Source organism: Stenotrophomonas sp. STEN031, from assembly GCF_056759975.1.
This window is the reverse complement of sequence record NZ_JBRREA010000093.1, coordinates 1-11,105: the sequence shown is the minus strand read 5'-3', so window position 1 is coordinate 11,105 and position 11,105 is coordinate 1. Positions and strand designations below refer to the sequence as shown.

Here is an 11,105-nt window from a genome sequence, read left to right as displayed (position 1 = left end):
CCCCCCCCCCCGGGCCGGTGGGGGGGGGGGGGGGGGGGCGGGCCGCCCCCCCCCCGGCGCCGCGCCGGCCCCCCCGCCCCCCCCCCCCCCCCCCCCCCCCCCCCCCCCACTACAGCGCTGCCGCGCCTACAAGGGCAATGGCGGTTAGAATCTGCCATTCATTCTGTCGTTGGTAGTTGCCGTGAATCCGATGCGCATCCTGCTGCTGTCTTCCTGCCTGTTTGTCGGCGGCATCGCCTCGGCGGCCAATGACCTGCCCGGCGGCGGCATCGATCCGGAAGCACTGTCACGGCATGTCCGCATTCTGGCCTCGGACGAATTCGAAGGCCGTGCCCCGGCCTCGGCCGGTGAGCAGCGCACCGTCGACTATCTGATCGACGAATTCCGCAAGGCCGGCCTGCAGCCGGGTGGCACCGACGGCAGCTGGGTGCAGGAAGTGCCGCTGGTCCGTGCAACGGTGGACGGACCGGTGCAGGCCAGCCTGAGCTTGAACGGCAAGTCGCAGCCGCTGGTCAACGGTGAGGACATCACCCTGCAGAGCCTGAGCCCGTTCGGTGTAGTCGACCAGCAGGACACGCCGCTGGTGTTCATCGGTTACGGCATCTCCGCGCCGGAACGGCATTGGGACGATTACAAGGGTCTGGATTTGAGCGGCAAGATCGCCGTCGTGCTGATCAACGATGCCGACTTCGAGACCGATGCGCCGGGTGCGTTCGATGGCAAGGCGGTGACCTACTACGGCCGCTGGACCTACAAGTTCGAGGAAGCCGCACGGCGCGGCGCCGAGGGCGTGCTGATCGTGCACGAGACCGCTCCGGCCGCCTATCCGTGGGCAACGGTGAAGGCGTCCGGCACTTCGCCGCTGTTCGATATCGAACGCAGCAACGACGAGGCACAGGCCGTGCATACGCCGGTACGCGGCTGGATGCAGCGGGCCCTGGCTGAGCGCATCTTCAGTGCCGCTGGCCTCGATTTCGAGACCGAGAAGCGCAAGGCGATGAAGGCTGACTTCCGTCCTGTCGAGCTGGGCGACGCGAGCCTCACCACCAGCTTCTGGGTCAAGCGTGAGCGCGTGGTCACCCGTAACGTGGTGGCCAAGCTGGAAGGCAGCAGCCATCCGCAGGAATCGGTGATCTTCTCGGCGCACTGGGATGCCTTCGGCATCGGCCAGCCGGACGCCAACGGCCAGACCGTGCGCCACGGCGCCATCGACAACGCCACCGGCGTGGCCTCGGTGCTGGAGCTTGGCCGCGTGTTCGCCGACGGCCCGCGTCCGCAGCGTTCGCTGTACTTCATCGCGTTGACGGCCGAAGAGAAGGGCCTGCTCGGTGCCAGCTACTACGCCGCACACCCGCTGGCACCGCTGGAGACCACTGTTGCGGTATTGAACATCGAGATGTTCAGCCCGGATGGCGAAACCGCCGACATCGCGACCTGGGGCAATGGCCGGGTGTCGCTGGAAGACGATGTGCAGCGCGTTGCCCAGGCACGTGGCCGTCGTTGGTCACCGGATCCGAACCTGGAGGCTGGCTTCTTCTACCGCGCCGATCACTTTGCCTTTGCCCGCAAGGGCGTGCCAGCGATCACTGTCGGCGCCGGCTTGGACAAGCTGGACGGCGGCGTTGCCGCCGGCCGCGCGCTGCGTGATGCCTATTTCGCCAAGTGCTACCACCAGGCCTGTGACGCGTGGACGCCGCAGTGGGATGCGCGTGGCTTGGCTGCCGATACCTTGTTGGTTTACGACATGGGACTGGAGTTGGCCAACAGCAGAAAATGGCCGACGTGGCAGAAGGGTGCGGAGTTCGAGGCTGCGCGTGAAGCGAGTGATGCCGCCCGGCGCTAAGTGATGATAAGACCGGCGGACTGAGTCCGCCGGTTTTGTTCTTGCTCTTTGCTTTTTATGCCGTCATTCCTGCGCAGGCGGGAATCGCTCTGGTCTTTGCTGTTTGCATCGTGCGTGATGCGGGCAAAAGCAAAAGCAAAAGCAAAAGCAAGTGCGCAGAGCGATGACCCGACATTCGTCGGTTGAATACCCCGCCTGCGCGGGAATGACGGCTTAGAAGCAACGCCAAAGCCAAAGCCAAAGCCCAAGCCAAAGCCAAAGCCAAAGCCAAAGCCACTACCGCCGCGTACCATCCAACCAGTTCGGCCCCTTGTTCTTCAGGAAGAACACATAGACCACCAGCGACACCGCGATCACTGCGGTGACATAGATGGCGAAGGTATCCACATGCCCGGTCTTCAATGCGCCCTGATAGAGCAACGGCGCCGTGCCGCCAAACAATGAGTTGGCCATCGCATAACCAAAGCCCACGCCCAATGCGCGCACATGCGTGGGGAACAGCTCGGCCTTCACCACTGCGTTGATCGAGGTGTAGCCGGTGAGGATGACGAAGCCGATCGCCAGCACCAGGAAGGCCATCAGCGGATCATGCTGCTGCGGCAGCTGGGTGATCATGTACCAGCTGTAGAGCACGCCGCCGACGCCGAAGAACACCAGCAGGCTCTTGCGCCCGACGATGTCCGACAGCCAGCCGCCGACCGGCTGCAGCAGCATCAGAAAGGTCAGCACGCCCAGGTTGATCACGGTGCCGGTCATCACGTCGTTGCCGGCAAACGCACTCTGGATCATCTTCGGCCCGTTCACCGAGTAGGTGTAGAACGCCACCGTGCCGCCGGCGGTGATCAGGAAGCACAGCAGCAACGGCCGCCATTGATGCACGAACAGTTCGTACATCGAGCCGGAAGCCTTTGCGCGGCCGTCCTTCGCTGCTTCGATGGAGTCGGAGGTCAGCGATTCGTCCATGCTCCGGCGCAGCCAGAACACCACGATGGCGGCAACGCCACCGATGCCGAAGGCGATGCGCCAGCCCCAGGCCGAGATCTCGGGTTTGTCCCACAACAGCAGCATGCCGAGCAGGGTCAACTGGGCCAGCACGTGGCCGCCGACCAGGGTGACGTAGTGGAACGAGGACAGGAAGCCACGTCGGCCGGGGATGGCTGCCTCGGACATATAGGTGGCGCTGGTGCCGTACTCGCCACCGGTGGCGAAACCCTGTGCCAGCCGTGCGAACAGCAGGATCAATGCGGCAGCGCCGCCGATCTGCGACGCGGTCGGGGTGATGGCGATCAGGAACGAGCAGGCTGCCATCACCGTCACCGATACCGTCAAGGCGCGACGGCGCCCGTAGCGGTCGGCGAAGCGGCCGAAGTACCAGGCACCGATCGGCCGCATCAGGAAGGTGGCGGCGAAGATCGCCCACACATAGATCGTGGAGTTCTTGTCGGCGGCCGAGAAGAACTGCGACTCGAAGTACACCGCGAACACCGAGTAGACGTAGACGTCATACCACTCGACCAGGTTGCCGGCCGAGCCCTTCAAGGTGTTGGAGATGGAGCGGCGCAGGGCGGCGCGTTCGGTGGCGGCCGCCACGGGTGCGGTGGTGGTACTCATGCAGACGATGTCCTCGCGTGATGGCCGGGGCCGGGCGATGCAGCCGGCGGCGCGGTGGTCGGCTTCAAGCTACCGCAGACGGTGTAAGGATGATGTAGGTGGACCTGCCAGGCGAATACAGCATGCCGTTTTTCAGACTGATCTCTGTGCCACGGTGCCCTAGAATTCACCTTCCCCCGAATGGTGGCACCGCCTCATGTCCTCCCCCGACTCCACACCGGCTGCTCCTCCCAGGGGTGGCCTTGTAGTTCTGGCCTTGTTCCTGGTCTACGTGGTGTGGGGATCGACCTATCTGGGCATCCATCTGGCGCTGGAAAGCGGCCTGCCGCCGCTGACGGTGATCTCCGGTACCCGATTTGTCATTGCCGGCAGTGTGCTCTATGCCCTGCTGCGCTGGCGCGGTGTTGCCGCGCCGACCCGTGCGCAATGGAAGACGCTGGCGGTGATGGGCCTGTGCCTGCTGTTCCTCGGCAACGGCATGGTGGTGCTGGCCGAGCGCGATGTGTCGTCCGGCCTGGCCGCAGTGGCGGTGGCCTCGGTGCCGTTGTGGATGGCGTTGTTCTCGGCCATCCGTGGCGACAAGGTCACCCGTGGCGAATGGCTGGGTATTGCCGTCGGCTTCGTCGGTGTGGTCTGGCTCAACGCTGGCAGCAGCCTGACCGCAACCCCGACCGGGCTGATCCTGCTGCTGATCGCGCCGCTGGGTTGGGCGGCGGGTTCGATCTGGTCACGGGGCCGCGATCTGCCATCGCCGTTCATGACCGCCGCCGGGCAGATGCTGTGTGGCGGCTTGATCCTGGTCAGTGCCGGCCTGTTGCGCGGCGAACGCATCACTGCCTGGCCCAGCCTGCAGGGCCTGCTGTCGGTGAGCTACCTGACCGTGTTCGGCTCGATCATCGCCTTCACCGCCTACGTCTGGCTGTTGCACAACGTGCGTCCGGTGCTGGCCAGCAGCTATGCCTATGTCAATCCGGTGATTGCCGTGGCACTTGGTGCGTGGATCGCGCATGAGCGTTTCAGCATTTCCGATCTCGGCGCGATGGCGGTGATTCTGGCCGGCGTCGTGGTCATCACCCTTGCAAGGCTGCGTCGCACATGAACAGCAACAGCGAAATCCGCAATGGCCTGTGGGCCACCACCTTGGCCTTCGTCATCTGGGGCCTGTTCCCGCTGTACTGGCATCTGCTCAAGGAGGTGCCGTCATTCCTGATCATCGCCCATCGCATTGTCTGGAGTGCGGTGCTGCTGGTTGGCGGGTTGGGTATCGTGCGCGGCTGGGGCTGGTTGCGGGAGGTATGGGCAACGCCGCGGCGGTTCTGGCTGCTGGGCCTGTCCAGCCTGCTGATCGCGTTGAACTGGAGCCTGTACATCTGGGCGGTGAATGCCGGCCACGTGGTTGAGACCAGCCTGGGTTACTTCATCAACCCGCTGTTGAGCGTGCTGCTTGGGGTGATGGTGCTGGGCGAGCGGCTGGGCAAGCTGCAGTGGCTGGCGGTAGCGCTGGCGGCACTGGGCGTGGCCTGGCTGACCTGGCAGAGCGGACGCCCGCCGTGGATCGCGATTGGCCTGTCCATCACTTTTGGCCTGTATGGCCTGCTGCGCAAGCTGGTCGTGGTGGACGCGGTGAGCGGGCTGGGCGTGGAAAGCCTGTTCATGGTCGCACCGGCGTTGGCCTATGTGATCTGGGCCGAGAGCGGCCATGGCGGTGGTTTCATCTCCGGCTGGGGCATCGGCAACGACGTGCTGCTGGTGCTGGCCGGTGCGGTCAGCGCGATCCCGCTGATTGCCTTCGCCTTCGGTGTGCGGCGGGTGCCACTGACGGTGGTCGGCCTGCTGCAGTACATCGCGCCGACCCTGCAGTTCCTGGTCGGTGTGCTGGTGTTCCGCGAGGCTTTCAATGCCAGCCAGCTGGTTGGCTTCTGCCTGATCTGGGCCGGGCTGGTGGTGTTCGCGGTAGCCGGCGTGCGCAAGGCACGCAGTGCCCGCGTGGAGACATCGGCGGCCTAGGCAGCCCCCGTAGCCCGGGTAAGCGCAACGCACCCGGGGCTGTTTGCGCATTGCCTTCAATGCCGGCTATCCCCGGCTCCCGGGTGCGCTGCGCTTACCCAGGCTACAGCGTCGCCGCTTTGCATCGACGGGCAAGCACATGAACAGGAACGGCGCCCAAGGGCGCCGTTCCTGTTCGCGACCAGCAGCGGCTTACTTGGCCGCCTTGCTGTCCTTGTTCTTCATCATCGCGTCACGGTTGGCCTTGAACGGGTTGCCTTGGTACCAGTTCGGCCAGGCGTCGCCGCCGGCCAACTGCTGGCCAACGCCGTACAGCAGTTCCAGGTCTTCGACGATGCCGTCGAGCTTCCAGGTGGCCGGGTCGTACTCGTCCTTCGGGCCGTGGTAACGGTCCTTGCCATAGGCTTCGGCCGCACGCTTGCCAGCCTCGACGCCGCCGTCGATCAGGTCTTCGCCGCCATCGGCATACAGTGCCGGCACGCCGGCCTTGGCGAAGTTGAAGTGATCGGAGCGGAAGTAGAAACCACTCTGCACCGAAGTTTCCGCATGCAGGGTGCGGCCCTGCTTGGCAGCCAGTGGCTTGAGCAGGTCTTCCAGCTCGGAGCTGCCGAAACCGGTGACGGTGAGGTCACGCGCGCGGCCATTGACCGACATCGCATCGATGTTGATCACGCCGGCGATCTTGTCCAGCGGGAAGGTCGGGTGGTTCACGTAGTACTGCGAACCGAGCAGGCCCGATTCTTCCAGGGTCACGGCAAGGAACACCACCGAGCGTTCCGGCGGGGTCTGCTGGTGCGCCATCGCATCGGCCACTTCAAGGATGCCGGCCACGCCGGTCGCGTTGTCGACCGCACCGTTGTAGATGTTGTCGCCTTCCTCGCCTTCGTGCTTGCCCAGGTGGTCCCAGTGCGCCATGTACAGCACGGCTTCGTCGGCGCGCTTGCTGCCCGGCAGTACGCCGACCACGTTGCGCGACTTCTTCTGCGCGATGGTGCTCTTCAGGTCCAGCGACAGGCTGGCATTCAGCGGTGCCGGCTTGAAGCCGCGCTTGCTGGCGTCCTTGTAGGCCTTGTCCAGGTCCAACCCTGCATCGGCGAACAGCTTGCGTGCGGCCTCGGCGCTGAGCCAGCCCTGTGCCTGCAGGCGTGGCTGGCTGTCCTCGGCGGCGGGCAGGTCGTACTGGGCACCGCCCCAGGAGTTCTTCACCACATCCCAGCCATAGGAAGCGCCAGCGCTGTCGTGCACGATCAGCGCAGCGGCGGCGCCCTTGCGTGCGGCTTCCTCGAACTTGTAGGTCCAGCGCCCGTAATAGGTCATGCGCTTGCCATCGAACAAGGTGGCGTCGTCGGTGTGGAAGCCCGGGTCATTGACGAACATCACCACCGTCTTGCCCTTCCAATCCTGGCCGGTGTAGTCGTTCCAGTTCTGCTCGGGTGCATCCACGCCGTAGCCAACGAAGACCAGTTCGCTGTTGTCGATCTTGATTTCCGGCTGGCCGCTGCGGGTGCCGATCACCATGTCGGTGCCGAACACCAGGTCACGGCTGGCCTGGCCCTGCTGGATCTTCAGCACGGTAGCCGGGTTGGCCGTGGTTTCGGTCATCGGCACTTCCTGGAACCAGCTGTCGCCATTGCCCGGCTGCAGGCCGATGCGCTGCATCTGGTCACGGATGTAGTTGACCGTCAGTTCTTCGCCGTTACTGCCCGGGGCGCGGCCTTCGAATTCATCCGAGGCCAGGGTCTTCACCAGCTCGCCGAAGTCGGCGGCATTGATGCCACCGGCGAAGGTGTGCGCCGGTGCCGGTGCAGGTGCGGGCGCGGAGGCCGCCGGTACCGGTGCCTCCTGCTTGCAGGCGGCCAGTGCCGCGGTGGCGGCCAGGCACAACAACAGTTTGCGTTGCATGGGAACTCCGGGTTGCAAGGTCGAACCCGGATTCTAGGCAGGATTGGCCTGCAATGCGCGTTCAGCGCGGCGCGGTTTCGCTGTCGAAACGTTGCGGCGTGGCGCCGGTCACAGGCCCGATCTTGGCCGAGTCATGCACCAGCAAGGTGACTTCGCGCTCGAATACCAATTGGCCTTCGACCACCGCATTCGGGCCGATGACGATGCGCGGCTTGCGCGGTGCGGTCAACGAGATACCGAACGAGGGGCGATTGACCTTGATGCCGCCTTTCACCACCGAGTCGATGCCCACGGTGATATCACCGTTGACGGTCTCGATGTCGCCCCCCAACTGCACCGCGACCAGGCCGATGCTGCCGTTGACGGTCTCGATGTCGCCGCCGATGCGGCTGCCGCGGTCAACATAGATACCGCCGTTCACCGTATCCAGGCCGTGGGTAAGCACCAGGTTGCGACCGCCGCGGATCGCGCCGTTGACCGTCTCGATGCTGTGCGCCTGCACGTTGTCTTCGATACGAACGCTGCCGTTCACGGTTTCGACGCTGTTGGCCTGCACGCCGGCGGCCAGCTGGATGCTGCCGTTGACCGTTTCCAGATCGCCGTAGGTGGTGCCGGCCTGGGTCTGGATGCTGCCATTGACCTTGCTGATGTCCTCGGCGGCCATGGCCAGCGGGGTGGTCGTGCTCAGCAGCAGGAGCAGGAATAGACGTTTCATGATATCTCCGGGATGGAAATGCCGATGGACTGGGTGGCATGGCACCACGCTTGGGTACAATCCGCATCTGCCTGAAGTCACTGGAACCTCTTTGCGCCCGCCCAGTCAACAGCCCAGTTCCCTGCGATGTGCGGCCCTGCCGCCGTGGCGCGGTGCTTGCCTGCTGGTCCTGGCGCTGCTGGCCGGGCCACTGCTGGCGCAGAACAACTCGCGCGACACCGAGAAGAAGCTGCAGCAACTGCGTGGCGAGCTCAAGAGCGTTTCACAGGAACGGCGGCAGTTGGAAGGGCAGCGTGGCGAGGCCAGCCAGCGCCTGCGCGAGGCCGACCAGAAGGTTGCCCGCAGCGGCCGCGCGGTGGCCGAGGCAGAAGCGGCCGTGCAGCGGGAACAACAGTCATTGACGGCCTTGCAGCAGCGTCGAAGCACGCTGGAGAGCGGGCTGGCCCAGCAACGCCAGCAACTGGCCACGCTGCTGCGCGGTGCCTACCAGCTGGGCAACCACGCACCGTTGAAACTGCTGTTGTCGCAGGACACCGTGGCCGACGCCAATCGCGAGCTGGCCTATCACCGGTATCTGCAGCGTGAGCGGGCGCGGGCAATCGCCGGGCTGACCACCGATCTGCAGGCCTTGAACACGACCGAGCAGCAGATCGTCGCGCGCAGCAAAGAGTTGGAACAGGCTCGCGAACAGCAGCGCCAACAGGCCGCTGCGCTGGCCCAGGACCGTCGCCAGCGGGCTTCTGTATTGAGTGAACTGGACAGCCGCTACCAGGACCGCAGCCAGCGCGAGCAGGCTTTGGGCAAGGACGCGCGCGCGCTGGAGCAGGTGTTGGCGAGCCTGCGTGCCGCCGCCGCCCGTGCCGAAGCCGAGCGACGTGCCGCCGCGCGCCGCGCCGCCGAGCAGGCCCGCCAGGCCGCGGCGAGCAATGGCGGCGGCTCCGCACGCAGTCCGGCACGGGCCACGCCGGGCAAGGTGCCGCCGCGAGTGGTCGCCAATGCGCCTGCGCCGCGCGTGGGCGGGCTGGGCTGGCCATTGTCGGGCAACCTGCTGGCCCGTTACGGCGGTCGCCTGCCGGATGGGCGCAACAGCGCCGGCGTGCTGATCGGCGCACCGGCCGGCAGCACGGTGACCGCGGTAGCCGACGGCACCGTGGTGTTCTCCGACTGGATGACCGGCTACGGCATGATCCTGATCGTCGACCACGGCAACGGCTATATGAGCCTGTACGCGCACAACGACACCCTGCTCAAGGATGCCGGTGCCACCATCAAGCGCGGCGATGCGGTGGCCAAGGTCGGCAACTCCGGGGGGCAGGGCGTAACCGCGCTGTATTTTGAACTGCGCCGCAACGGCCAACCGGTGGATCCCTCGACCTGGCTGCAGCGGCAGTAACGCGGGCTGAGCGCTGGCGCAGCCAGATGCGTCGATTCAACAAGAATTTAGCCGGGCTTCGCGCATAATCGGGTCCAGCGCGGTTATTGCGCATCCGTAATCTCATGGAGTGGTTCATGCGTGTAGCCCGTCTTGCTGCTGCCCTGCTGTTGGCCCTGTCACCGGCTGTTGCATTGGCCCAGAGCGCCCCGGACAAGGTGTCCAAGGCGGACGATCCCGATGCCAAGGAATCGGTCACCTCACGCGTACCCCTGGACGAAATCCGCCGCTTCGTCGGCGTTTACAACGCCGTGCGTGCGGCCTATGTAGATCCGGTGGATGACAAGAAACTGATGCAGTCGGCGGTGCGCGGCCTGCTGCTGGAGCTGGACCCGCACAGCACCTACTTCGACAAGGAAGATGCAGAAGCCTTCGACGAACAGACCAGCGGTGCCTATGAAGGCATCGGTGTGGAGGTCCTGCAGCAGGACAACACCTTGAAGGTGGTATCGCCGATCGACGACACCCCGGCTGCGCGTGCCGGACTGAAGGCCGGCGATCTGATCGTGGCCATCGACGGCACCCCGATCAATGCCATCGATGCCAGCGAACCATTGCGCGGCAAGGCCGGCAGCAGTGTGGTGCTGACCATCGCCCGCGGCGAGCAGAAGCCCTTCGACGTCACCGTGATGCGTGAGACCATCCGCGTCACCAGTGTGCGCAGCCGGATGCTGGAACCGGGCTATGGCTACATCCGCATCAGCACCTTCCAGGCCGACACCGGTGCCGATTTCCAGAAGCAGCTCAACCAGCTGCAGGCGCAGGCCGGCGGCAAGCTGAAGGGGCTGGTGCTGGACCTGCGCAGCAACCCCGGCGGCCTGCTGACCGCTGCCGTGCAGGTGGCCGATGACCTGCTGGAGAAGGGCGGCATCGTCAGCACCCGCGGCCGGATCTCGATCAGTGATGCCAGGTTCGATGCCACCCCGGGCGACCTGCTGAAGGGGGCGCCGATGGTGGTGCTGGCCGACGCTGGTTCGGCCAGTGCCTCGGAAGTGCTGGCAGGTGCCCTGCGTGACAATGGCCGTGCCCGCGTGGTTGGCAGTCGCAGCTTCGGCAAGGGTTCGGTGCAGACCGTGCTGCCGCTGGACAACGGCGACTCGGTGAAACTGACCACCGCCCGTTACTACACGCCCAGCGGACGCTCGATCCAGGCCACCGGCATCGTGCCGGATGTGGAATTGATGCCGGACCCGGCCGACGCGCCCAACGATCTGCCGGCCAGCCTGAGCGATTACAGCGAAGCCAAGTTGCCCGGGCATCTACGCGGTGATGACGAAGCGGTCGGCAGCAAGGCCGGCGTGGTGTTGCCGGGCGATGCGCCGATCCAGTCGGCCTTGGAGGAACTCAAGCACCCCGGCTCGGTAGCGGCAGCGCAGGCCGCCGCGGCGGCAAAGGCGAAGCCAGCGGCGCCGGCGGAAGCCGCGAAGCCGGCAGAGACCCCGAAGCCGGAAGCCAAGGAAAAGCCCGCAGCGGAAGACAAACCCCTGTAGTGCCGCGCCCGGGGGGGGCATGGGGGTTGCCGGGGGTTTTCGGGGTTGTTTTGGGGGGGGCGGTAGGCGCGCAGGCGGGATCAATGCACTGCAGGCCCGCCGCGG

Annotated in this window: 9 protein-coding genes; 5 read left to right on the top strand and 4 right to left on the bottom strand. The window is 65.6% G+C overall.

Annotated features, from left to right (window positions below; genetic code table 11):
* Positions 1-190: 190 nt before the first annotated feature.
* Positions 191-1,843, top strand: a complete 1,653-nt coding sequence (locus tag ACVOLQ_RS21695; protein ID WP_481529274.1) for a M28 family metallopeptidase — start codon at positions 191-193, stop codon at positions 1,841-1,843.
* On the opposite strand, the gene ACVOLQ_RS21690 is transcribed toward ACVOLQ_RS21695, so the two are convergent.
* Together ACVOLQ_RS21690 and ACVOLQ_RS21685 are read right to left on the bottom strand one after the other, a co-directional pair.
* Entirely contained in the window at positions 1,840-2,136 is a 297-nt protein-coding gene (locus ACVOLQ_RS21690) for a hypothetical protein (RefSeq protein ID WP_481529273.1), read from the bottom strand. The genes ACVOLQ_RS21695 and ACVOLQ_RS21690 overlap by 4 nt on opposite strands.
* A complete protein-coding gene (locus ACVOLQ_RS21685; RefSeq protein ID WP_481529272.1) occupies positions 2,120-3,454 on the bottom strand; it encodes an MFS transporter in 1,335 nt (444 codons plus the stop codon). The genes ACVOLQ_RS21690 and ACVOLQ_RS21685 overlap by 17 nt, the downstream gene beginning before the upstream one ends.
* A 196-nt stretch (positions 3,455-3,650) precedes the next feature.
* Between ACVOLQ_RS21685 and yedA the strand changes: the two genes are divergently transcribed.
* Positions 3,651-4,553, top strand: a complete 903-nt coding sequence (gene yedA / locus ACVOLQ_RS21680; RefSeq protein ID WP_313171110.1) for a drug/metabolite exporter YedA — start codon at positions 3,651-3,653, stop codon at positions 4,551-4,553.
* Positions 4,550-5,461, top strand: a complete 912-nt coding sequence (gene rarD / locus ACVOLQ_RS21675; protein ID WP_313171109.1) for an EamA family transporter RarD — start codon at positions 4,550-4,552, stop codon at positions 5,459-5,461. Before yedA ends, rarD begins: the two co-directional genes overlap by 4 nt.
* Positions 5,462-5,653: 192 nt before the next feature.
* Here the strand turns inward: rarD and ACVOLQ_RS21670 are convergent, their stop codons facing one another.
* Positions 5,654-7,363 (bottom strand): M28 family metallopeptidase, encoded by a 1,710-nt coding sequence (locus ACVOLQ_RS21670; RefSeq protein WP_313171107.1) that lies wholly within the window; start codon positions 7,361-7,363, stop codon positions 5,654-5,656.
* 61 nt (positions 7,364-7,424) lie between these two features.
* Entirely contained in the window at positions 7,425-8,078 is a 654-nt protein-coding gene (locus ACVOLQ_RS21665) for a DUF4097 family beta strand repeat-containing protein (protein ID WP_481529271.1), read from the bottom strand.
* Positions 8,079-8,169: 91 nt separating this feature from the next.
* On the opposite strand from ACVOLQ_RS21665, the gene ACVOLQ_RS21660 reads away from it, so the two are divergent.
* Positions 8,170-9,471 (top strand): murein hydrolase activator EnvC family protein, encoded by a 1,302-nt coding sequence (locus ACVOLQ_RS21660; RefSeq protein WP_481529270.1) that lies wholly within the window; start codon positions 8,170-8,172, stop codon positions 9,469-9,471.
* 116 nt (positions 9,472-9,587) lie between these two features.
* Positions 9,588-11,000 carry a S41 family peptidase gene (locus ACVOLQ_RS21655; protein WP_481529269.1) on the top strand — a complete coding sequence of 471 codons (1,413 nt, stop codon included), beginning with the start codon at positions 9,588-9,590 and terminating at the stop codon, positions 10,998-11,000.
* The last annotated feature ends 105 nt before the right edge of the window (positions 11,001-11,105 follow it).